This is a genomic window from Peptoanaerobacter stomatis, from assembly GCF_000238095.2.
In the GTDB taxonomy this organism is placed as follows: domain Bacteria; phylum Bacillota; class Clostridia; order Peptostreptococcales; family Filifactoraceae; genus Peptoanaerobacter; species Peptoanaerobacter stomatis_A.
The window spans coordinates 1,025,042-1,048,759 of record NZ_JH815225.1; the positions used below are offsets into that span (position 1 = coordinate 1,025,042).

General features: G+C 30.1%; 19 protein-coding genes and 1 other annotated feature. Of the genes, 4 read left to right on the forward strand and 15 right to left on the reverse strand.

The genetic code is table 11. The features are described from left to right. Nucleotides 1-7: 7 nt before the first annotated feature. From HMPREF9630_RS04385 to HMPREF9630_RS04395, 3 genes are read right to left on the reverse strand one after another with little or no spacing between them, the layout of a single operon-like run. Complete coding sequence (locus HMPREF9630_RS04385; protein ID WP_009527331.1) at nucleotides 8-826, reverse strand: GTP pyrophosphokinase; 819 nt, start codon at nucleotides 824-826, stop codon at nucleotides 8-10. A gap of 41 nt (nucleotides 827-867) precedes the next feature. After that, nucleotides 868-2,046 (reverse strand): tRNA uracil 4-sulfurtransferase ThiI, encoded by a 1,179-nt coding sequence (gene thiI, locus HMPREF9630_RS04390; protein ID WP_009527332.1) that lies wholly within the window; start codon nucleotides 2,044-2,046, stop codon nucleotides 868-870. 2 nt (nucleotides 2,047-2,048) lie between these two features. Then, the gene (locus HMPREF9630_RS04395) at nucleotides 2,049-3,209 is read right to left on the reverse strand and encodes a cysteine desulfurase family protein (protein WP_416389588.1); all 1,161 of its coding nucleotides are present in this window, start codon (nucleotides 3,207-3,209) and stop codon (nucleotides 2,049-2,051) included. Nucleotides 3,210-3,651: 442 nt separating this feature from the next. On the opposite strand from HMPREF9630_RS04395, the gene HMPREF9630_RS04400 reads away from it, so the two are divergent. The 3 genes from HMPREF9630_RS04400 to HMPREF9630_RS04410 all read left to right on the forward strand — a co-directional run bounded on the left by HMPREF9630_RS04400 (nucleotide 3,652) and on the right by HMPREF9630_RS04410 (nucleotide 10,648). Further along, a complete protein-coding gene (locus HMPREF9630_RS04400; protein ID WP_009527334.1) occupies nucleotides 3,652-4,896 on the forward strand; it encodes a sensor domain-containing diguanylate cyclase in 1,245 nt (414 codons plus the stop codon). A 599-nt stretch (nucleotides 4,897-5,495) separates the two neighbouring features. Next, the gene (gene murB / locus HMPREF9630_RS04405) at nucleotides 5,496-6,425 is read left to right on the forward strand and encodes a UDP-N-acetylmuramate dehydrogenase (protein WP_009527335.1); all 930 of its coding nucleotides are present in this window, start codon (nucleotides 5,496-5,498) and stop codon (nucleotides 6,423-6,425) included. 23 nt (nucleotides 6,426-6,448) lie between these two features. Further along, nucleotides 6,449-10,648 (forward strand): copper amine oxidase N-terminal domain-containing protein, encoded by a 4,200-nt coding sequence (locus tag HMPREF9630_RS04410; protein WP_009527336.1) that lies wholly within the window; start codon nucleotides 6,449-6,451, stop codon nucleotides 10,646-10,648. A gap of 441 nt (nucleotides 10,649-11,089) precedes the next feature. Here the strand turns inward: HMPREF9630_RS04410 and HMPREF9630_RS04415 are convergent, their stop codons facing one another. The 6 genes from HMPREF9630_RS04415 to cbiB all read right to left on the reverse strand — a co-directional run bounded on the left by HMPREF9630_RS04415 (nucleotide 11,090) and on the right by cbiB (nucleotide 17,256). Next, nucleotides 11,090-11,812, reverse strand: a complete 723-nt coding sequence (locus HMPREF9630_RS04415; RefSeq protein WP_009527337.1) for an amino acid ABC transporter ATP-binding protein — start codon at nucleotides 11,810-11,812, stop codon at nucleotides 11,090-11,092. Beyond that, nucleotides 11,805-12,479 carry an amino acid ABC transporter permease gene (locus tag HMPREF9630_RS04420; protein WP_009527338.1) on the reverse strand — a complete coding sequence of 225 codons (675 nt, stop codon included), beginning with the start codon at nucleotides 12,477-12,479 and terminating at the stop codon, nucleotides 11,805-11,807. Before HMPREF9630_RS04420 ends, HMPREF9630_RS04415 begins: the two co-directional genes overlap by 8 nt. 106 nt (nucleotides 12,480-12,585) lie before the next feature. Beyond that, nucleotides 12,586-13,431 (reverse strand): transporter substrate-binding domain-containing protein, encoded by an 846-nt coding sequence (locus HMPREF9630_RS04425; RefSeq protein ID WP_009527339.1) that lies wholly within the window; start codon nucleotides 13,429-13,431, stop codon nucleotides 12,586-12,588. A 305-nt stretch (nucleotides 13,432-13,736) separates the two neighbouring features. After that, nucleotides 13,737-13,971: a binding site (T-box leader), on the reverse strand. Between the two features lie 75 nt (nucleotides 13,972-14,046). Further along, entirely contained in the window at nucleotides 14,047-15,570 is a 1,524-nt protein-coding gene (locus HMPREF9630_RS04430; RefSeq protein WP_009527340.1) for a 4Fe-4S dicluster domain-containing protein, read from the reverse strand. Further along, entirely contained in the window at nucleotides 15,571-15,825 is a 255-nt protein-coding gene (locus HMPREF9630_RS04435) for a (2Fe-2S) ferredoxin domain-containing protein (protein ID WP_009527341.1), read from the reverse strand. A 483-nt stretch (nucleotides 15,826-16,308) separates the two neighbouring features. Then, complete coding sequence (cbiB, locus tag HMPREF9630_RS04440; protein WP_009527342.1) at nucleotides 16,309-17,256, reverse strand: adenosylcobinamide-phosphate synthase CbiB; 948 nt, start codon at nucleotides 17,254-17,256, stop codon at nucleotides 16,309-16,311. A 320-nt stretch (nucleotides 17,257-17,576) separates the two neighbouring features. Between cbiB and HMPREF9630_RS04445 the strand changes: the two genes are divergently transcribed. Continuing rightward, entirely contained in the window at nucleotides 17,577-17,753 is a 177-nt protein-coding gene (locus HMPREF9630_RS04445; RefSeq protein WP_009527343.1) for a hypothetical protein, read from the forward strand. A 58-nt stretch (nucleotides 17,754-17,811) separates the two neighbouring features. Here the strand turns inward: HMPREF9630_RS04445 and HMPREF9630_RS04450 are convergent, their stop codons facing one another. From HMPREF9630_RS04450 to HMPREF9630_RS04475, 6 genes are all read right to left on the reverse strand, one after another. Further along, nucleotides 17,812-18,495, reverse strand: a complete 684-nt coding sequence (locus HMPREF9630_RS04450; protein ID WP_009527344.1) for a hypothetical protein — start codon at nucleotides 18,493-18,495, stop codon at nucleotides 17,812-17,814. A gap of 334 nt (nucleotides 18,496-18,829) precedes the next feature. Then, the gene (locus tag HMPREF9630_RS04455; protein ID WP_009527345.1) at nucleotides 18,830-19,444 is read right to left on the reverse strand and encodes a V-type ATP synthase subunit D; all 615 of its coding nucleotides are present in this window, start codon (nucleotides 19,442-19,444) and stop codon (nucleotides 18,830-18,832) included. Between the two features lies 1 nt (nucleotide 19,445). Next, nucleotides 19,446-20,816 (reverse strand): V-type ATP synthase subunit B, encoded by a 1,371-nt coding sequence (locus tag HMPREF9630_RS04460; RefSeq protein WP_009526294.1) that lies wholly within the window; start codon nucleotides 20,814-20,816, stop codon nucleotides 19,446-19,448. A gap of 8 nt (nucleotides 20,817-20,824) precedes the next feature. Further along, nucleotides 20,825-22,600 (reverse strand): V-type ATP synthase subunit A, encoded by a 1,776-nt coding sequence (locus tag HMPREF9630_RS04465; RefSeq protein WP_009527346.1) that lies wholly within the window; start codon nucleotides 22,598-22,600, stop codon nucleotides 20,825-20,827. A gap of 178 nt (nucleotides 22,601-22,778) precedes the next feature. After that, a complete protein-coding gene (locus tag HMPREF9630_RS04470; protein ID WP_009527347.1) occupies nucleotides 22,779-23,381 on the reverse strand; it encodes a V-type ATP synthase subunit E in 603 nt (200 codons plus the stop codon). A gap of 15 nt (nucleotides 23,382-23,396) precedes the next feature. Next, nucleotides 23,397-23,705 (reverse strand): V-type ATP synthase subunit F, encoded by a 309-nt coding sequence (locus HMPREF9630_RS04475; protein ID WP_009527348.1) that lies wholly within the window; start codon nucleotides 23,703-23,705, stop codon nucleotides 23,397-23,399. Nucleotides 23,706-23,718: the final 13 nt, after the last annotated feature.

The window sequence follows — 23,718 nt, forward strand, 5'->3', positions numbered from 1 at the left end:
ATATTTATCAATTTTCTTTAATTATTTCAATAGGTTTTAGTTCTTGAAGTCTGCTTTTTATATCATTTTGTAATTCTATCATCTGCTCAACATCTTGAATATCTTCCAATTTTTCAAATTTTTTGAGATATTTTAATGCTTCATCCGGATATCCTAATATATTAAGCTGATTTATGCTTGCTGTTATCTCTTTTACTGTAATAGATTTTACTTCAAATTGTACCTGAGCCCTTACGATTTCATCTCTTATGTCGCTCATCTCTTCATCCAACTTAAAAGCTGAATCTGCTGAATTTTTAAGTTTTTCTATGAGATAATCAGGTAATTTGTGATTATATTTGTATTTGAGTGAATGTTCTATTGTTGCCCAAAAATTCATAGACAATGTTCTTATCTGTATTTCTGCAAGTATATCCATTCTGCCTCTAACAGTGTGGACAGGATATCTTATTATGACGTGATAACTTCTATAACCGCTTTCTTTGTAGTTTTTTATATAGTCTTTTTCATACTCTACCTTCATATCTTCACGGCTTCTTATATATTTGACGACTGTATAAATATCTTCTACAAATTGACACATTATCCTTATGCCCGCTATATCTTCTATGTTTTCTCTAAGTTCAGACTGTTCAAACTTCACATCTAATCTCTTTGCCTTATCTATTATTGAAGATATTTTTTTTACTCTTCCGGTAACGAACTCTATTGGAGAATAACTTTCCGTATCTTTTAACTCTTTTCTGATATCCTTAAACTTTATCTTTAACTCCTCAACTGCATATTCGTAAGGTAATAGAAATTTTTTCCAAGAAAAAACATCCATTTTATCTTCCTCCTTTTTTGTGTTAAATTTAAAGTATGAAATTATTTTATTTTAAGCTCCAAAATCTCTCTTTGTTCTATAGCTGATTTTACGAGTTTATCTATATCCAATTTTTCTTCACTGCTGAGAACTTTTTCCATCTTAGGTTTTGTCGCCGGTTTTTTAGGTAAAAACACTGTGCAACAATCTTCTTCTTTTATTATTGATATATCATAAGTGCCTATTTTTTTTGCAACTTCTATTATACTGTCCTTTTCCATAGCTATCAACGGTCTAAATACAGGCATGGTATTTACTACATTGTCCGTTGCAAGAAGTCCAAGAGATGTCTGCGATGCCACTTGACCTAAACTTTCTCCTGTTATCAGCGCCGTACACTCATATTCATTTGCTATATCTTGTGCTATTCTCATCATAAAACGTCTTGAAAGTATTGTCATATATTCTTCAGGACATTTTTCATTTATCTCTTTTTGAATATCCAATAAATTTACCAAATGCAGTCTTATTTTTCCACAATACGCTGTCAAATGTGAAACCAAATCTATAACTTTTTGTTTTGAACGTTCATTTGTAAACGGATAACTGTGAAAATGAACCGCCTCTATAAAAAGTCCACGCCTTGCCATAAGATATGTAGCAACCGGTGAATCTATACCGCCTGATATCAAAGTACATGCTCTTCCGTTTATGCCTCTTGGCATTCCACCTTCGCCTAATATCTTTTTACTATAAACTATATTCACATCTTTTCTGAATTCACAGTGTATTTCAAATTCCGGATTTTTTACGTCTACATACAAGTTTGGATATTCTTTTAAAACTTTCTCTCCCATATCTATATTCATTTGATTTGACTGCATATCAAAACTTTTGTCTATTCGTCTTATGCTCAACTTGAAACTCGTTTTTTTATCTTTGTCCATCTCAAAATCTATAAGTCTTTTTATAAGCTCAAATAAATTATCATATCCGCTATCAGATACCATAGCTGGAGACATTGACACCACGCCAAATATATCATCTATTTTTTTGATAATTTCAAATGCATCTACATTTGCTAAAGATATTTCCACTCTTCCATTTTCTTTTTGAATTTTTACTTCTTTGTTTTTATACAACCTGTATTTTATATTTTTTACAAGCGCATTCTCAAATTCCGCTTTATTTTTCTTTTTTACAGAAATTTCTCCATTTCTCACTATTATTATATCGTACATCTCTACCTCTTTTTGTATTTAGTGACTTTTCTTATATCTTCCACATATTTTTTCAATTTTTCAACTACTGTTTGTACATCTTGCATAGTTGTAGTTTCATCAAGTGATATTCTGACCGTACCGTCTTTGTATTTATCATTCAATCCTATACTTTGCATAACTCTTGAACCTTTTTTCTTAGATGAACATGCACTGCCTACAGATACATATATCTCATCCATTTCCAAATAATGAAGCAAAACTTCAGATTTTATACCTGCAAATGATACGCTCAATATATGGGGTGCATTTATAGGAGGTGTATTTATACTTATATCTTCAATTTGCAAACTTAGCAGTTCAATCAGATAATCTCTATTTTTTCTTATATTATCTGTTTTTTCAAAATTCATTTGCATCTCAACTGCTTTTGCAAGCCCACATATACCACCCACATTTTCTGTACCGGCTCTTAATTTATGTTCTTGCCCTCCTCCGAATATAAGTGGCAAAATCTTGACATTTTTTCTCACATATAAAAATCCTATACCTTTAGGAGCATGAATTTTATGTGCACTTACAGAGATTAAATCCACGTTTAATTTCGACACATCAATTGGCAATTTCATATATGATTGCACACAATCTGTATGAAAATATGTAAGCGGATTAACAGATTTTATCAAATTTCCGATTTTGTCTATATCATTTACTGAACCAATTTCATTGTTTACATGCATTATAGAAACTAAAACAGTATCTTTTCTAATTTCATTTTTCAAATCTTCTAAATCTATAACTCCATTTTTATCAGCTTTCAAAAATGTAACATCAAAGTCTTCATAATCTTTTAAATACATAAATGTATTATACACACTGCTGTGTTCAATATTTGTTGTTATTATATGCTTTCCTTTATTTTTATTCGCCCTTGCTACTCCAAGTATAGCTGTATTATTACTCTCACTTCCGCCTGAAGTAAATATTATTTCATCAGTATTCGCCTTTATTGATTCAGCTATTATCTTTCTTGCGTTGTTCAGTTCATTTTCCGCCTTGAATGCCACATCATAAGCAGAAGACGGATTAAAATTACAATTTGTATATATTTCTTTCATCTTTTGTAAAACCTCGTCATAGATGAAAGTAGTTGCAGAATTATCTAAATATATCAATTTTATCACCACTAATCAACTTTGTATAAATAATAATTATTAATTTAATCCAAAAACCTGTTTAAAAGACTATATCATAATCTAAAACATTGCTACACAAAAACTGTGATATAATATTTTTACAAAGTATTATTTTAATAACCTTCAATGAATATGATTATATCAAATTTATTGATATTTTTGAATAATTAATTTTAAAGTTGTAATCTGATTGTGTAAAATTTACTTATTGCATACTTAAAGTGTCAGATTATATTTTATTATTTGACTTCTTATCTTTTATATATATTAAAAACAAAATCCCTTGACATAATAAGAATTCAATAGTATAGTTCAATATGAGTAGAGATTATTACAGATTATATTAATTAAAAATAAAATTACAATCTGTTTAAATATAATTTTCTGATTAACATATTATAAAGCTTAGTTTTTTATAAAGGAGTTTTATATGTTTGAATACAAGAATAATATTTATTGCATAGGTATTTTTAACGAAAATAATGAGGTAATACAGAAATTATCACCAAAAAATATAGAAATCATACATTCTTCAACTATAGAAATAAGCAAACTTACAGATGCCGATTATATAGTCGCACAGATGGAAATGTCAGATATTAAAAATTTAATATCAATGATGAACGACCTAAATAAATCATTAAATAATTTGGTACTATGTCTTAGCAAAGAAGATATGAAAACTATATTTGACTGTGAACAAGTATATGATATAGGATATATCTGGCACAAAGATTCTGACAAAAAAGAATTGATTTATAATTTTAAAAAATTATTAGATAAAATAGCAGAAGATAATGAAGTTTATGAATATAGAAAAATTATAGAAACAGTAATAAACACATCCGTAGACTTGATATGGGTAAAAGATATAAAAGGACGCCATAAGATGTTTAACAACAATTTCTTAGATGCATTGCCTCCTGCAAAAGATGGGCACAAAAAGACTTATGATGAATGCGTTGATAGAGGACATCTATTTTTATGGGAATTAAGCCCAGAAGATTATTCCGGTGGAGAATTTATATGTATGGAATCAGAATTAGATGTCATAGAGGCAAATAGAACATTAACTTTTGACGAAAAATTAATTGTAGGCAATGGAGATATAAGAAAGCTGATTACAAAAAAATCACCTGTTCACGATAGAGCCGGCAATATAATCGGTACAGTAGGTGTGGCAAAAGATATTACTCAAGAACTTTTGTATAAAGAAATGTTGGAAAAAAATGCTAATACTGATTATCTCACAGGAATATTTAATAGACGATATATGTACGATTTAATGGAAGCAAATATATACAATGAATTCGCTGTATTGTTTATGGATTTAGACAATTTTAAATATATTAATGACACTTATGGCCATAATAAAGGAGATGAGGCTATAGTGCTCACAGCCGAAACTTTACAACAAATCTTACCTGATTTTTTGGTAGGAAGATTGGGCGGAGATGAATTTATCGTATTTATGGAAGGAAAACATGATTTACAAGAAATAGTATCTACTGTAAAAAGTAAAATTAAAGAAGCTTATTCGAAAGATACTTGCTTTCAAACTCTGGATATAAGCATAGGGTATGCTGAAAATAATACACAAAATCCTGATATAGAGCATCTAATACATATAGCTGATAACATTATGTATGACAGTAAAATATTACAAAAAAAATGATAATTTAGTATTTAACCATATCTTTTTATACCAAACTCTGATAGAGTAATAGATAATTTATATAAAAAGTACAAAAATTTGTTAGATTTCATTAAATTTATACAATACTATTTTGTATAGTTATATTGTATTTTGATATTATAATATCATACAAACTGTATAATGCACCACTTAATATTTTAAATACTTCATTTCTAAATCCCATAGGGCGAATCAGCTTACATATTCGTTCTATGGGATTTATTTATGCTATATTTTAGTACAATAGTTTTATAAATTTATTCTTTAATTTATATTCTACAAATTATACAAAAAATTTTAAATATATAATGCAGAAATATTATTTTTTTAATTAAACATATTATAACACCAATAAAAATTGGTCACTATACAGTTTACAAAAGCTATAATATGATTGCATAGTTTTATGAACATTCTAAAAATTCCATCATATATACGTAAAAATGCTGTTTATAAATTTTAAAATAATTGAAAAAAATATGATATTAATATATAATTATTTACATAACTATTTTTTTAGAAAGGATATGGGTAAAAAATACAATCTCGTACTTGTTTTTTAACTCTGAATTATAGATATGATAAGCAAAAGAGAAAATATAGACGTAAAATCTTTTATTGCAGAAAAACTCGCACCTTATGACCTAATAACAGATTATCCTATGAAAAACTGTACATCTTTTCACATAGGCGGAGAAGCAGATTTTTTTGTCAGACCTAAATCTCTCGTCCATCTAATGGATATATTGGAGATTGCAAAAAGCTATGAATATCCTGTTTTTGTTATGGGTAACGGAAGTAATTTATTGGTATCCGACAAAGGTATAAGAGCTATTGTCGTTCAATTATCAGATAATTTTTCACAACTCACTAAAATAGATGATGAAACTGTAGAAGTAGAGTCAGGTATGTCTATGACTTCACTTTCAAAATATTTTTTAGATAATTCGCTTACAGGCTTTGAATTTGGTTGCGGTATTCCAGGCACAGTAGGTGGTGCTGTTACAATGAATGCCGGTGCATATGACTCCATGATGAGCAATGTTGTACAAGAAGTAATAGTCTTGGATAAAGATATGAATATAAAAAAATTGTCCAATGAACAAATGCAATTTTCTTATAGAAATTCAATAATATCAAAGGAAAATTTAGTTGTTTTGAGCATCAGAATAAAACTCAAAAAAGGAGATTTTACTGAAATAAAAGAAAAAATTGACGATTATACATTTAAGCGCACTTCAAAACAACCTCTGTCATATTACTCTGCCGGCTCGACTTTCAAAAGACCGGAGGGATATTTTGCAGGTAAATTGATAGAAGACAGCGGACTTAAAGGACTTGTTATGAAAAATGTCGCCGTGTCATCTATGCACAGCGGTTTTGTAATCAACTTAGGCAATGCCACTTGCAGTGAAGTATTGGAAATGCTAACATTTATAAAACAAGTTGTCGGTAATAAATTCCATGTATCTCTTGAAGAAGAGATAAAAATAGTTGGAGAATTTTAATTTTTGAAAGGAGTTTATATAGTATGATTACTATAAAACGTAAAATTTCTTTTATATTGGCATTCGTGCTGGTATTATCCTGTTTTTACAATCCGAACAAAATCGTGTATGCAGCACCTGATGTACAGGTAAAAATTACACTTAATCATTTTGATGCAAAAGACGAATTAAAATCAGTAAATAAAACTATACAATTAGGCGGTAATGCACAAATCAAGGACGCACATATATCCACGCCTATAAAAATTGAATTCAGGAACAGTTCTAATGACCTCATTAGTTTAAAACAAACAAATTCCACACCTTCATTATCTTTGCAAGATTTTGTAAAATTAACAAAAGATGGAGGAGATGGCACAAACCTTATTCCTTCGAAATTCAACCACACGCCCTTTAGTGCTTCAATTTTTAATACAATAAATTTATCACTTGTATCAGGTGCATCATTAGATCCAGATGCTAATTATACACTTAAAATATATACTTCAAAGCTTAGCACATTTACAGGTTCTACTCCACTTGGCAACCAAAATTTTGTATTTAAAATAAGTTCTGAGCGAACACCTAAAATAACATCTATAAAATCTGAAAACAACAAATTAAAAATAACATTTGACAGAAAAATTGATAAAGATATCGCAAATAATGCCATAATAGACAACAACAATATATTTCTTAAAGATGAAAACGCCGGTGTAGGTGCAACTTTCAAAAAGTTGAGCAATTTCGGTGCACAAAACAGAAAAATAGAGTATGAGCCAAATACTACCACAAGTACAGTATTGGTCGGTCCTATAAAAAACGGTAAGTACACTGTACTTGTAAATAACACCGATAATTCTATATCAACTATGGTTACAAATTTTGTGAGAAATAAAACAACCACAGGTAGTGAGCCCACAATATCAAATCCTATACCGCTTTATGCTAAAACTAAAAATCAAAGCGATATCTTAATAAAATATGACGGTTTTGATGTTTCAAAAAATATAGTATTAAAAAAATTTACAACTTCACAATCATCAGCCACTATTGCACTTGCTAATTCACAAAGCACTTCAAATACGGATATAGATGTAGATACACTAATAAACAATAATAATATAACAATCAATCAGAACATACCTAATGATAAAAGCCTTTTTGTTCAAGGAGATGTCAACCAAGCTGTTACAATAACTCCTACTATATCAAATATAACAATGGATCAAAAAGAAAACTCTACATTTAAAAAAGATAGAATAGAAATAAATTCAACATCAACAACCTTGACTCCAAATACAAAATACACTATAGAAATAGATAAGAGTGAGTTTTTATATGATAATGACACTACCATGCCTGCCGGCAATACAAAAGAAAAATATACTTTTACAACAGAAAAAAGACCACAGCTTACTCTAAATACAAAAAATATAGAAAAAGGCTCAACAAACTCCACTTTGACATTGACATCATCAAGACCGATAGAGGCTGTTGATACATCAAATCCTTTAAAAGATAAAATTATTGTAAAAGATGTAAACTCTACTGCTATACCAATAGTTTCTGCAAGTTTACCTAATAACAACACATTGACTATAGTGCTTGACGTATCTTCATCAGCACTTGGAACTGCTAATATAAATATACCGAACGATGTTTTTAAAAGACATTTATCGCAGGGATTAGAAGCAGAAGTTTTAAATGATACATTTACAATATCAAGACCGAGCAGTGATTTAAAAGCTAATTTAGAATTTAAATATTTCTCATCATCAGATGAATTGATATCTGCTAATGAATCTAATATTCCTTCAGTAGACTTGTCATCTCCATCATCAAGCAAAACAATAGACAATTTATTAATCGACAGTGAGATAAAAATAAAATTGAATTTAGACGTAAAAGCAAAATTAGGAAAGAGACTTGAAGATATATTAAAACTGTCAAAAGGTTCAGTTGCAGAAAGAATAACGGATTACTATAATATAACACCTGCAGATGTAACGACAGATTTCAATGAATTTGTTCTTGCACCAAAAAAATCGCTTGAATCCGATTCAGAATACACACTTACAGTAGATAATTCACAATTAGTGGATACAACTTATAACGCATCTATAGGTGACACAAAATTTGTATTTTTATTGAAAACTGAAAAACAACCTGTAGGAACACAAGGCGCACAAGTAAACAAAGACTATTCTGTAACGTTCGACAGAAAAATTGATACACCATCAGTATCAGACATAAAACTATACAAATTAAACGAATTTGGACAATATACAGAATTTACAGCAATATCTCCATCAGATATAGACTTGGTAGGCGAAAAAACTTTAGTTATAAAAAATCTTCCAACAGGAAAATATCAGATAAAATTAAATTCAGATACAAAAACAATAAAAAGAAAAAATGTTTCAACTTCCGTATTATATGCAAAAGAATTTTTAGGTGCAGTTCAAGATGATACTAAACCTGATTTTGAAATAAAATCACTTGCATCAACAGTATCAGATTATATAAGACTCAACAAATTTGAAGCATCAGGCATGCAAGTCGTACAAGTGAATAAAGTTGGTGAAACTAATAAAAACAATACTCAAATAGAAACAGATACACCTATAAATGTCAAGTTTACAATACCTTACACATATACAAACAATGCGTTTTCAATAAACTTGGCATCAGATACAACTTCACCGTCACTTGGCATAAAATCTATTAACAAAAAAATTTCAAGTTCAGGTGCAATAGACGGAGTAGATATAGTTTTAAATGATTTACTTCTACCTGATACAAAGTATAAATTAAAAATATACAAAAATAAATTTACAAACTCACAAGGCTCATTAGCAGGCACAAATAATGAAACAGAAGAATATGAGTTCACAACAGAAGCTCCTCCTGTTTTATTATCAGCAGATGTTCCTAAAATTGAGAAAAAAGCTACCGACCAAACAATAACTTTAAAATTTGACAAAAATATAGAATTGGTTGACTCTTCAAAAATAACAATAGACGGCTCTACAGCCTTCACTTCAGTAAATGCAATGGACAATACTCTAACGCTTTCTGTAGGACAGGCATTGGCAAATTCACTTGAAATAAAAGACCATACTGTAAATATAGGTGAAAATGCAATAAAAAGATTAGGTTCAAAGAATCTTTACGTTAAAGCTGTAGCACAAAAATTGAGTGTAGTCGAAGATCAAATAAAAAAAGCTGAAGAAGATGCCAAGAAAAAGGCTGAAGAAGATAAGAAAAAAGCCGAGCAAGAAAAAATTGAAACTGAAAAAGCTGAACGTGACGCTTACAGAACTGCTGTAGCAAATGCATTGGCTTCTGAAATGCAAAAGAGATATCAAGCTGAATACGGTTCAGACTATGACTTTAAATCTTTCAACGATTATATAAGAGATAAATATATAAAGAATAAAGGCGGTTCATATAACGGTGCTGATTATATACAAGCATACCTCAAGGACTACGGATATGTAGATGATTTCATATCAAAATATGGTAGAAACTCTGCCGACATAAACGCTTATGCTCAAGATTATCTCAACAGATACGGAAGCTTTGCATATTCAAGCAGAGAAAAATATGATAACCCGTTCTTCATGAATCCATTCAGAGATTCATCAAGCAAAAGAGGCTATTACGATTATTACGACAAATATGATTATGGCTATAAATTCCCTGAAATGAGAGTAGGAGATGACAATATAAGCCAAGCCAATCTTGAAAAAGAACAAAAGCTTAAAGAAAAAGAAAATGAGTTAATAGCAAAAGAAAGAGGATATAATATAAACAGAGCCACAAATTATTCTCCAACAGGAAATAATTCTCCTAAGGTAATAATAACTCAAGGCTCAAGATATTTCACAGAAGAAGATGAATATGGAAACAGAAGACAAGTTGATATGGGAGTAGAAGCTACTATATCAAACGGAAGATTGTTTGTAGCTGTAACACCGCTTGCAAATAAATTAGGTCTATGGGTAAACTATAACAAATCTACAAAAACAACAACATTGTCAAAACCTAATACAACAGTTGCCGTATCTCCAAATTCAAGCTATATAACAATAAACGGCAAATCCGAAAATATGGGTATAAGACCTATGATTAAAAATGGTAAAATTATGATACCTGCACATTATCTTGCAAAAGCGTTCGGCTTAGACTCATCAAAAGTATCATACGAAGGCAAAACTATAGTGATAAACAATTATTAATTTCTTATTTTAAAGCCATATGAAATATATAAAATAGCATTTAAAGATAAAAATATTTCTAATTATCAAATCGTATAATTGTTTATACTAAACCTCTATAAAATAACGGTGCAAAAAAGAAAAATAAGATATAATCCCTTTCAAAAAAGATATGCTCAAAAGTATAACTTTAAGAGATTTGAACATAGTATCTATTGGGAGCAATATTAGTATTAATCATAAGTCTGTGGATAAAATTAAGATAAAGCAAAAAAGATTGTATTTAAAAATCAATTTTTAAATACAATCTTTTTTATGTCTATAAACACTACTATTACAAATTATATAAAGTTTAGCAATTTTATATAATTTGTTGTTTTAACAAAAAAACAAATTTTTAAGCATATAGCTATAATGCACTTTTAATTAGTCTTTAGTTTTAAAATATAGATATTTATATCATTACAGTACCTTTGACAAAAATTCTTTTGTTCTCATCTCTTTTGGATTTGAAAATATATCTTCAGGACTTCCTTCTTCGTATATTATACCTTCTTCCATAAACAAAACTCTATCAGATACTTCTTTTGCAAAGCCCATTTCGTGCGTAACAACCACCATTGTCATTCCTTCTTTGGCAAGATCTTTCATAACGCTTAGCACCTCTCCAACCATTTCCGGATCCAATGCTGATGTAGCTTCGTCAAATAACATTACTTCAGGTTTCATTGCAAGTGCTCTTGCTATTGCAACCCTTTGTTTTTGTCCTCCTGATAAGGATGCCGGATATACATCCGCCTTTTCACTCAATCCCATTTTTCCAAGTAGTTCCAAAGCTGTTTTTTGAGCTTCTTCTTTATTCATAATACCTGTATTTATAGGCGCAAGTGTTATATTTTCAATTATTGTTTTATGAGGAAAAAGATTGAAATGTTGAAAAACCATCCCTATTTTTTGTCTCAATTTATCTATATCTACATCTTTATCAGTTATCTCTATATCATTATAAAAAATTTTACCTTCATTTATTTCTTCAAGTCTGTTAAGGCATCTCAAAAAAGTTGATTTTCCTGAACCTGACGGTCCTATTACAACCACAACTTCTCCATCATTTATTACTGTACTGACTTCTTTTAAAACTTCTTTTTTTCCGTAACTTTTTTTAAGTTTTTCAACTCTAATCACTTTGAGATAACCTCCTTTCGAGCAATCTGACAAGTTTTGACAATGTAAATGTTATAAATAAGTATATAAGTGCTATTATAAATAACGGTGTAAGTGTGTCATACGTCATAGAGCCTATTGATTTTGACGCATAGAATAAATCTGTTACACCTATATATGATACTATTGAAGTTTCTTTTATAACCGTTACAAACTCGTTGCACAGTGCAGGAAGTATATTTTTTACAGCTTGTGGCAATATTACAAGTCTCATAGTCATTTTATATGTCATTCCAAGACTTCTTCCCGCCTCCATCTGTCCTTTGTCAACTGCTTGTATACCTGAACGAATTACTTCACATACATACGCTCCTGAATTTATTGATACTGCAATTATACCTATAGCTATATCAGGTAAATCAAGATTAAATATCTGATATGAACCTAATTTTACCAAAAATATCTGTACAAGTAGCGGTGTTCCTCTTATAACTTCAACATATAAAGTAGCTATAAAATTAAGTATCTTAGCAACCATAAAATTCATGGTCTTTGAGTCAGCTAATCTGAATAAAGCAAGTATAAGTCCGATTAATGTACCGATAAGCACTGATACGAAAGATAAACCGACTGTATAATAAGTACCTTGTAAAAATATGCCGCTATATTTAATCAGCATTTCAATCATATAACTCCTCCTTTCCTATTTTGATTAATTCACCATAAAAATTTGTAGGGAGCTTATAACTCCCTATAAATTTTTGCTGTTTCTGTTTTAAAATCAGTATAATATATTATTGTGCTTGTTCATTTGATAAATTTATTGCGTCTACTACGAATTTGTCTATGGAACCGTCTGCTTTTAATTCATCTAATGTTTCATTTATAAATTGAAGCAAATCTGTATTTTCTTTTTTTACTCCTATAGCCGCACCTTTTTCTGCACTTTCAAATACAAAATCAGGTACTGCAAGCTCTTCATCATTGTTTGCATATTGTTTTGCAACAGGGGCTTCCATTATTATTGCATCTATTTTTTCAGTTTTTAAGTCAACGAGCAATGATGTTGTAAGCGGTAGTGATTTTACTTCTGCATTTTCTATTGAGTTTGCCATTTCTTCTTGAATACTTCCCATTTGTGCGCCAAGCTTTTTGCCTTTTAAAGCATCTGCTGATGTATAAACTTCCAAATCAGCTTTTCTTACAAGCACACCTTGTGATGATTCATAGTAAACATTTGACAAGCCTATTTCCTTTTCACGCTCAGGATTTGGGTTAAGACCTGCTATTATCATATCCACTTGTCCTGTTTTAACTGTAGGTAAAAGAACTCCAAAATCCATATCTTTTACTTCCAGTTCAACACCTAATTTTTCTGCTATTTTTTTGGCTATTTCTATGTCAAATCCTACTATTTCTTCTTTATTGTCAATAAGAGCCTTAAATTCATAAGGTGGATAATCAGCTGATGTACCGACTATTAATTTACCTTTTTGTTTAATAGCCTCTATCGCCTGTGATGTTGCTGCATTTTCTTCTTTTTCTGCTTTGTTTTCTTGAGTTTTTGAACCTCCACAAGCAGTAAATGTAAGCATAGCTACCAATGATAAACACATAAGTTTAAGTAAATTCTTTTTCATACAAGTTCCCTCCAAATTCAAATTAATAATAAAGTATTAAACAGTATTAAATTTATAATATTGTTTATTACACTTAATTCTTCAATTAGGTAATAACAATATTAATACTAAAAGTTAATAGAGTAATGGACATTTTATTTTTAAAAGTTTATGAGCTAAATAAAAATTAAGCATATTTAAAATAAACATCTTGTATAAATTTTATCCATTAATCAAACTAATATTAGTATAAATTGAAAGCAGCGCTAATTATTTAAAAACAATTTTTATAAAAATTTGTTATAAAAAAGCTCGCCTCTTTAAAAACAAGAGACGAGCAATATTGACCCGTGGTACCACCCTAATTGACAGATATCTTTAAATATCCATCCACTTTCAAATTTAACGCATTCTTACGTATTTTGATACTCGATTAATCTTTGTCAAAATAACCGAAACAGTCCCTAATATTTTTCATCTAAATCATATGCGACCTCTCATCATATGCCGCTCGCTGTAAACAATCAATTAGACTACTTATTTCTGTTTCAAAGGCTTATATTTAATTTTTATAAATATTACATTATTATTTTCGATTTGTCAAGCACTTTTTTATTTTTGTATAATATTTTTTATTTATTCTTCTTCTCGCTTTATCCAATCATGTTTTACATTCGTATTGTCTTGTACTGTAAAATATGGTGAAGCATTTTTGTATTTTTCCAATTCTCTGCTACTCTTATTTATAGGGGCAAGAGTTCCAGGACCACCTATACATCCTCCGGGACATCCCATACCTTCAAGTAAGTAGCCTTTATATTTACCAGCTTTTGCCATTTTCAACATCTTCATACATTCATGCAATCCGTCTGCATTATATGTCTTTACTTCAAAAGTAGGTTCAGCTTTATGAATAGTGTTTATTATAGCCTGTGCAACTCCACCTGCACTTGCAAATCCTCTTCCTGAAGTTGATGCATCGTCTTTAGCTTTTTCTGCATCTTTCAGGCTTGCAAAATCTATATTTTGTGCAACCAACATCCCCATAAGCTCTTCAAATGTTATAACGAAATCTATATGCGTTCTTATATGAGGTTGTGACGCCTCTGTTTTTTTGGCTATACATGGACCTATAAATGCAACCTTGGATTTTTTATGTGCATCTTTTATATATTTTGCTGTTGCTACCATAGGTGTAGCTGATGAGCTTATATTTTTCTTAAGTTCAGGGAAATTCTTAGTGGCTGCCAAATACCAAGAAGGACAGCAAGATGTTCCTAAAAATTCAAGAGTATCCGGAACTTCTTTTATAAATTCTTCTGCTTCATGTATGGATTCTATATCCGCTCCTATCGCAACTTCGACTACCGATTTGAAACCCAATCTTCTTATACCTTCTTTTATCATATCCGGTGTAACTATAGGACCAAACTGACCTACAAACGCAGGTGCAAGCATTGCGTGTACTTCTTCTCCTGATTTTATCGCTTGTATAAGCTGGAATATTTCCGTTTTATCCGCTATAGCTCCAAAAGGACAATTTACTAAGCACATACCACAAGTAACACACTTATCTTGATTAATATGTGCTCTGCCCAAATGATCGGATTCTATTGCATTTACGCCACAAGCCGTAGCACAAGGTCTGTCAAAAAACACTATCGCATTGTACGGACAACTTTCTTTACACTTCCCACAGCGTATACACTTATCTTCATCTATTACTGTAGAATATTTGCCCATAGATATGGCATTTACAGGACAGACTTGTATACATGGATGTGCAAGACATTTTCTACAGTTATTTGTCACTCTATACGTCTTTGTAGGGCAAGCTTCACATGCAAAAGGCATAACCTCTATAAGAGAATCTTGAACTATCCTTTCGTCTATTATGACTTCTTCACAGCCGTCAGAAAGTCTCGAATACTCATCTTGTGCTCTCATTTTAAGTCCAAGAGCCATTCTAAGTCTTTCACCTACTATAGCTCTTTCTTTAAAAATGGATTCTCTGTATTTTGCGACTTCTCCGGGCAAAATATTATAAACAGCTTGTTCTAAATTTGTTGCTAAGTTTTTACTGTCATCATACCCCATTTTAGCTATTTCAACAAAAACCATTCTTCTAAGCTGTATTAATGGTGTAAATTCAGTCCTCATTTATCTCAAAACCTCCATCATCTTTTCCATAACTTTTTGCGGTGTTGCATTTAACATTTTTTCATTATTTATAGTAACTATCGGTGCAGCAGACGTCTTAGTCCCTTTACATTCTTGGGTACATGGTACTACTTGTACAATGATATTATCATCCGGGAACACCGATTTAAAACTCTCAGCTTTTTCCAATAAATCTACAGCACCCATCATAGTGCATCTTGCCCCACAACATATGTCGATATTAAGGTTTTTCATAAACAATTTCCTCCATTATTTCGTGTTTTAAAACTTACAAAAAATAAATTTTTAACAATAATTGATAGTATATATAAATTGATTATATATATCATATAGCCTATAAAATATTACTTTTAATGATGAATTTAATAATTTCAAAAGCATTATACAATAATACTGCACTTTTTTCAATAAGATAGTAGTTAAAAATTAATGCTATCATTCAAAATATAAATAAATACTGAAAGTTAGTATAATAATTGATATTTCTGTTTTTAAGAATTTATTAGCTAAATAAAATTAACTATAATTAAAATAAATAATTTATATAAATATATCTATTAATAAACATATATCCGTATTAAAAATATTGTTATTGTGTTGACCTGTATTTTAAGTAAAATTTATTCTATAAAACATATAAAAATATGCAAAGAAATATATTTTAACTACATACACTTAGGCTAAACAAATCAAGCATAACTATGCAAATATGCTGTTTTATGGCAGATTTAGATAAATTAATGTAAATGCGATACAAACACATATAAAAGTATTAACTCTCAACACTTTTACAGATTTTAATATATCCTCTTTGTTCGGCTCTCTTATATTATCTCCAATTGTAGCTTTTTCTACAAGTTTTCCTTTGTAATGATGTGCTCCTCCAAGTTGTATTCCGAGTGCCCCTGCTATTAAACCTTCAGGATATGCACAATTTGGACTTAAATGGTTTTTTCTGTCTCTTAATCCTATTTTTATACAATTTTTCCAATCAAGCGAATTTATATATGCACTTAATGTGAATATTATAACAGATATTCTTGACGGAATAAAATTACATATATCATCCAACCTTGCAGAAAACTTACCGAATTGCTCATATTTTTCATTTCTATACCCTATCATTGAATCCAAGGTGCTTACAGCTTTAAATGCTATTGCAAGTGGCACTCCACCTATTATCATAAAAAATATAGGAGTTATAACGGCATCTACAGTATTTTCGGCAACTGTCTCTATCGTAGCTCTTATTATATCTGAAAATGATAATTCTTTTGTATCTCTTCCCACTATATAAGATAGTTTTATTCTACTTGATGTTAAATCATTTTTTTTAATTTCTTCATATATTTTCATAGCTTCTTTTTCCAAACATTTGCTTGCAAGCACAGTATAAGCAAGAACACATTCAAAAACAGCACCAAGATAAAAATTTACACCATATGAAAGATTTATTAAATAATATGTCGCTATATAAGATATTCCTATTGTAATAACTGCTGTAAATATTCCGGATATAAATTTATTTATACGACTTTTAAAAAATATATTTTCCAGATAACTTATAAGCCTCCCGATAAATTTTACAGGATGAGGCATATTATATGGATCTGCAAATATTAAATCAAGTGTATAGGCTATAAAAACGCTATATTTAAAATACATATTTTCTCCAATTTTTATTATTTATTACGAACATTATATAACCATTCAATCATATTTTAGTACAATACTTTTATTTTATAGTCAGATATAAAAATATTTTATAACTATCTATAAATGCCTGTATTGCAATATTTATATGGAAAATATTTCTAATTTAACCTTATAAATAAATATTTTTATGAATATTTTTAGTAATAATTGGTATCAATTATACAGACAATTTATATTAATCTTGCTTTAAATTACTTAAAATTTGTAATTTTTAATAATTTATTCAGATATACATTGTTTCAAATTACGATTAACTTGGGAGGCTTTTTATGCAAAACATAATTGCAGGTATTATAGTTGGTGCTATTTTTATAACAGCATTGTATTTTTCTCTTCGTGGCGAGGGTTCTTCATGTTCTTCTTGTAACGGTTCATGCCATTCAAATTCTTGCCCTACTGATAAAAAGAAATATGATAAAAATTCTGATTTAAATGGTATCCTATAAATTATTATTCAAAAAAATACATCTAATAATTAAACAATTAATTAGATGTATTTTTTTCTTATTGTACTTTATATGGAATTATTTCTCCAACCGCTTTTGAAAAGTCTTTTTCATCTACTTGATATATATCGTTTTTGTCCTTTGGAACCTTTATAGCTATAGTCTTTGATGTATCATATTGCATATCTTTCATTGATGCTTCTTCAAACTTCTCCAAAAACCTTTGTGTAAATTCTGTATGTAATTCTTCATCTGTTTTATTTACATTATTTTCATCAACATCTTTAGTCATTTCATCCATCAGAGCCTCATACTCGTCTTCCATATCCAACATTATTTTCATAGGCTCTATTTCAACAGTTACTTCTTTAGGATTTTTCTTCTTATCTGTTTCTTTAACTTCGTATTTTGCTTTTGAATATACCGTTTTAAAAATTTCATTTAATTTTTCTTGATTTTCTTCTTTATAATTTTCATCCAGTCCGAAGTAGTAAAAAAAGAAATCCACTTCTGAGTTTATAACTTCTTCATAATTTTCTTTTAATTCTTCATCGCTACTGTTATCTACCAGTATATCTTTATACTCTTTTGAACATGTACCTTTAAAATATAAATCCAAATCTCCTTGTGTCAAAATTTTGGCTATATCTTTTGTGTTAAAAAAAGTAAATATCAGATATATGCCTATTATAACAAGGCTTACAACAAATGAAGCAAGTTTTCTTAAAAAAATGTTTCTCAATTCAATCCCTCCAAAAATATCACTCATTGTTATACTGATTAGATAGTTAATCAATATAAAACATTGTAGTGAATGATTAAAAATTTAATATTTATTTTTTGATTATTATACTATCGGTTATTAAATATAATACTAAAACCTATTCAAATTATAGATTTTATCTAAGTGATCAATGCTTTTCTATTAGATTTTAGTATACATATTTTGATTTAAATGGTATTTCATCATTAAATAAATATTTAGTACAAATTTAAAATGGTTAACATAAAAAAGTATGATATACTTTTTTAACAAATTATATCATACTTTTCTATTATTTGCATAATTTTTTATATTATGATTTTCTTTTTTTAATTTTTTTAAGTCTGTAAAAATCTTCTCTTTCTTTTTCTTCGAGCGATTCTGATATATATTTTACAGTATCTTCTAAATTAGGTATTTGTATTTTGTCTAATGCGTTTGCTCTTTTTTGGTTTTTCTTTATTTCTATAGACAATTTGTATACTGTATTTTCTGTTTCTGCCAAACGATATGTCAGCCTTTTTATTTTTTGAAATATTCTTATAGCCTCATCTATGGCAGGACTTGTCATGTGCATACTGTAGTGAGGTCTTAATTTACCATGCTCATATTTTACACTCGGTACGTCTAAGCCCATTACGGATTTATATGATATTTCAAAATTTTCCGCTTTGTCTATGGATAATGCTATATCACTTACAGCCATAACTCCCATTGTTATGTTTGCCTCTTGAAGTACAGCATATGCCTGCTCGAACATTTGTTTTACATCTTCTTGTATCTTCTTGGCATTTTCTATTTGTTGCATCATCTCTTTTATCAAAACAGTTCTTTTTTTGTCTATAAGATTATATCCTGTTTTGGATAATTTCAAATTATCTTTGGTTTTCAGTAAATTTGATTTTGTAGGTGCTATGTTCTGTATCATTTTACCACCTTCCGTACTTGTCTATATATTTACTCTCCAATCTGTCCAATTCTACCTTAGGGAACATTTTGAACAAATCCCAAGCTATATCTAATGATTGCTCTATCGTTCTCGATTCGTCAAATCTTTGAGACAAAAACTTTTGCTCAAACTCTCTACCGAACTGCATATATATCCTGTCTATAGGAGTCAAATCATCTTCTCCTATGATTTGAGAAAGTGAGCGTACATCTATAACTCTCGAATAAAGTGCAAAGAGTTGTGATTGTACCTGATCATGATCATCTCTTGTATATCCTTCTCCTATACCGTCCTTCATAAGTCTTGAAAGCGAAGGCAATATATTTATAGCAGGATATATATTTTTTTGGAATAAATCTCTTGATAAAACTATCTGACCTTCTGTTATAAATCCTGTAAGATCCGGTATAGGATGTGTTATATCATCATTTGGCATTGTCAATATCGGAATAAGTGTTATAGAGCCTTTTTTATCTTTTATCATTCCTGCTCTTTCGTACAAAGTCGATAAATCTGAATACAAATATCCTGGATATCCCTTTCTACTCGGCACTTCTTCTCTTGCTGATGATATTTCTCTTAGAGCTTCGGCATAGCTTGTTATATCTGTCATAACTACCAATATATGCATTCCTTCTTCAAATGCCAAATATTCCGCTGCTGTAAGTGCTGTTCTCGGTGTTGATATTCTCTCAACTATAGGTGCATCAGCCAAATTTATATATGATACAACCCTTGATGATGCTCCTGATTCTTCAAATGCACTTTTGAAAAAATCATAATCATCGTGTTTTATTCCCATACCTGCAAACACTATGGCAAATTTTTCATCTGAATTCTTTAATTTTGCCTGTCGTACTATCTGTGCCGCCAATTGATTGTGTGTAAGCCCGTTTGATGAAAATATAGGCAATTTTTGTCCTCTTATAAGAGTGGTAAGTGTATCTATCGCAGATATACCTGTCTCTAAATAGTCTCTCGGATATTGTCTTGAAACCGGATTCATAGGTCTTCCGTTTACATTATATTTTTTGTCGGTTATTATAGGATCTGCTCCATCTATAGGCTCTCCAACACCGTTAAATGTTCTTCCAAGTATTTCTTTACTGAGTGATACTTCCAAAGGTGTTCCTGTAAATGTAACTGCCGCATTTTGCGTGGATATTCCTGTTGTTCCTTCAAATACCTGTGCGATTACTTTATCTCCTTGTATACGAACTACCTTCGCTCTTCTTTTTTCCTTACCTTCTATCTCTATATCCATCATCTCATCATAGCTTACATCGTCTACGCCTTTTAATACTATCAATGGACCTTCTATTTTTTCAAGTTTTAAGTATTGTCTTTGCATATTTTCACCTACTCTTCCTGATTTTTTGCTATCAAATCGGCATAATAGTTCTTGATTTTTTTATTTAATGTGTCAAATTTTTCTTCATAATTTTCATTAGGTATATCATATTTCATCTTTATTACTTCTTCAAAAATATTGTCATTTTTTATTTTTACAAGAGCTATTTGTTTTTTTACCGCCATATTTGCATTATCATAAAGAGTGTCTATAACTTTCAGCATCTCATACTGTTTTTTAAGAGGAACATATGAATCTGTTTCGTGCATTGCATTTTGTTGTAAAAATCCCTTTTTCAATACCTTGGCTACTTCAAGAAGCAATCTTTGGTCATTTGGAAGGACATCTTCTCCAACAAGCTGAACTATCTGATTTAATTTGTCATCCTCTGACAAAAGTTCCATCATTTTTGCCCTCAATTTCATAAGCTCAGGTGATACATTCTCATCATAATACTCTTTTATAAGTGATGTATATCCGCTATAACTTGTCAAATAATTTACAGCCGGATAGTGTCTTATATATGCAAGATTTTTATCCAAGCCTATGAAAGCTGACACGAATCTCTTTGTATTTTCCGTTACCGGCTCAGAGAAATCTCCTCCAGGCGGAGATACTGCTCCTATTACAGTTATAGAGCCTTCTTCTTTTCCAAGAGTTTCCACATAACCTGCTCTTTCATAAAATTGTGCTATTCTTGACGGCAAATATGCAGGATAACCTTCTTCTGCCGGCATTTCTTCCAATCTTCCTGATATTTCTCTAAGCGCCTCTGCCCATCTTGATGTTGAATCTGCCATTATAGCAACGTGATAACCCATATCTCTGTAATATTCGGCTATTGTTATTCCTGTGTATATAGATGCCTCACGAGCAGCAACCGGCATATTTGATGTATTTGCAATCAATATTGTCCTTTCCATAAGAGGTTTGCCTGTTCTCGGATCTATCAATTCAGGAAATTGTTCAAGCACTTCCGTCATTTCATTTCCACGCTCTCCACAACCTATATACACGATTATATCTGCATCTGACCATTTAGCCAACTGATGTTGTGTCATAGTCTTACCTGTTCCAAAACCTCCAGGAAGAGCTGATGTACCACCTTTTGCAATAGGAAAAAATACATCAAGTACCCTTTGTCCTGTAACAAGCGGTTTTGATATAGGCATTCTATATTTTACAGGGCGTGGTATTCTAACCGGCCAAGTATGATATAATTTCAGTTTGTGTATCTTATTATCTTCATCCTTTACAGTTAACACTTCTTCTTCCAAATTATATTCTCCTGAAGGAAGTGCTTCTATTACTTCTCCACTCACATTGGGCGGTATTAATATCTTGTGCTTTATAAAACTTGTTTCCTGTGTTGTGGCAAACACTTGTCCTGCTGTAACTGTTTCACCTGTTTTCACAAGCATTTCCACTTTCCACGTCTTTGACTTGTCTATAGATAATAGTCCTATGCCTTCTGCTATAAAATCCCCTGTTATTTCATATATGTTTTCAAGAGGTCTTTGTATTCCGTCAAATATATTTCCTATTATTCCCGGTCCTAATGTTACTGACAGTGGTATATCCGTACTTACTATCTTTTCTCCTACTTTTAGGCCTTGAGTTTCTTCATATACTTGTATTGTAGCAATATCTCCATCTATAGATATTATCTCGCCTATGAGCTTCATATCACCTACAAGCACCATATCTCTTACTTTATATACACCCATACCACTTGCTTTAACAACCGGACCGTTTATATCAATTATTTTAGGTGTTTCATTCATAGTTACCCTCACTTATAATTTATTGATACTAATACCTATTTTACTGGTTGGTATTGTAAAAAACAATAATTAGTTTTTTTATGATTGTAAATTAAAAATATTAATTATTTTATCAGGCATTAGTATGACTTTTACATTATAGTTGTTATTTCAAAGAACTATAATAATTCATAAGAATTTATGCTCTTACATCCAACTCTTGTTTCAATTTTGTCAAAATATCTTTGTATTTATTATCTAATAAAAAATCTACAGAATAGTTCAGTCTATATGTTCTTTCTTTGTTTTCCACTTCAAAACCGCCTATTCTTATATTATCGCTTTTTTGAATATCTACACCGCCTAATATATCTTGTATTATAGGCATATCTCTCTCATAAGATTTTTCAAAAACATATATTGTATCATCAGATTTAACATCTTTTTTTGCAACTTCCAATGTTCTTTTCAAATACGTCTCGCCTTCTTTTCCCAAATACTCTGATTTCAATTCTTCTTTGAGCGCTTTGAAAAAATCATCATATATTTGTTTATTAGCAGCTAATATTATATTTTGACCTTCTTTTTGTGTTTTTGAATGTATTCTGTCAGTTTTTGTTTCTAATTTTAAAGCATAATCTCTTTTTATTCTTTCTATATCTTCATACTTCTTAGCTTTATATGTTCTTATTATATCTTCCGTTTCTTGTTTTATCTTTTGTATTTCTACATCGTAAGACGATTTTATATCTTCATTTATTATTTTTTTAAATGACTCTATTTTATCTTCTATTGTTATCATAAAACTCCTCCCACATTATATGCTGATTCCTATCGACTCATTTATATACTTTGTTATAAAATCAGGATCTCTTTGAAGTCCATGTCTATCAGGTATTTCTACTATAAGAGGAAATCTATTTTTCAGCTTGACATTCATAACCTCTTCGCTTATAAGATCAAATATTTTTTCTGTCAACAACAGTATACCTATGTTTTTATCTGAAAGACATTTGTTGAACTCTTCCAAAACTTCGCCTCTTTCATGCAAAACAGTTCCTGTTATTCCTGCCAATCTCATTCCTACAAGCGTATCTGTATTGTCCGCTATAAGATAGCTAACCATAACTTATCTCCTA

Excerpts from the sequence above, each read along its gene's own strand:
- HMPREF9630_RS04385 (WP_009527331.1), bottom strand. The coding sequence starts at position 826 with ATGGATGTTTTTTCTTGGAAAAAATTTCTATTACCTTACGAATATGCA.
- thiI (WP_009527332.1), bottom strand. The coding sequence starts at position 2,046 with ATGTACGATATAATAATAGTGAGAAATGGAGAAATTTCTGTAAAAAAG.
- HMPREF9630_RS04400 (WP_009527334.1), top strand. The coding sequence starts at position 3,652 with ATGTTTGAATACAAGAATAATATTTATTGCATAGGTATTTTTAACGAA.
- murB (WP_009527335.1), top strand. The coding sequence starts at position 5,496 with ATGATAAGCAAAAGAGAAAATATAGACGTAAAATCTTTTATTGCAGAA.
- HMPREF9630_RS04410 (WP_009527336.1), top strand. The coding sequence starts at position 6,449 with ATGATTACTATAAAACGTAAAATTTCTTTTATATTGGCATTCGTGCTG.
- HMPREF9630_RS04420 (WP_009527338.1), bottom strand. The coding sequence starts at position 12,479 with ATGATTGAAATGCTGATTAAATATAGCGGCATATTTTTACAAGGTACT.
- HMPREF9630_RS04425 (WP_009527339.1), bottom strand. The coding sequence starts at position 13,431 with ATGAAAAAGAATTTACTTAAACTTATGTGTTTATCATTGGTAGCTATG.
- HMPREF9630_RS04430 (WP_009527340.1), bottom strand. The coding sequence starts at position 15,570 with ATGAGGACTGAATTTACACCATTAATACAGCTTAGAAGAATGGTTTTT.
- HMPREF9630_RS04435 (WP_009527341.1), bottom strand. The coding sequence starts at position 15,825 with ATGAAAAACCTTAATATCGACATATGTTGTGGGGCAAGATGCACTATG.
- cbiB (WP_009527342.1), bottom strand. The coding sequence starts at position 17,256 with ATGTATTTTAAATATAGCGTTTTTATAGCCTATACACTTGATTTAATA.
- HMPREF9630_RS04445 (WP_009527343.1), top strand. The coding sequence starts at position 17,577 with ATGCAAAACATAATTGCAGGTATTATAGTTGGTGCTATTTTTATAACA.
- HMPREF9630_RS04455 (WP_009527345.1), bottom strand. The coding sequence starts at position 19,444 with ATGATACAGAACATAGCACCTACAAAATCAAATTTACTGAAAACCAAA.
- HMPREF9630_RS04460 (WP_009526294.1), bottom strand. The coding sequence starts at position 20,816 with ATGCAAAGACAATACTTAAAACTTGAAAAAATAGAAGGTCCATTGATA.
- HMPREF9630_RS04465 (WP_009527346.1), bottom strand. The coding sequence starts at position 22,600 with ATGAATGAAACACCTAAAATAATTGATATAAACGGTCCGGTTGTTAAA.
- HMPREF9630_RS04470 (WP_009527347.1), bottom strand. The coding sequence starts at position 23,381 with ATGATAACAATAGAAGATAAAATAGAGTCATTTAAAAAAATAATAAAT.
- HMPREF9630_RS04475 (WP_009527348.1), bottom strand. The coding sequence starts at position 23,705 with ATGGTTAGCTATCTTATAGCGGACAATACAGATACGCTTGTAGGAATG.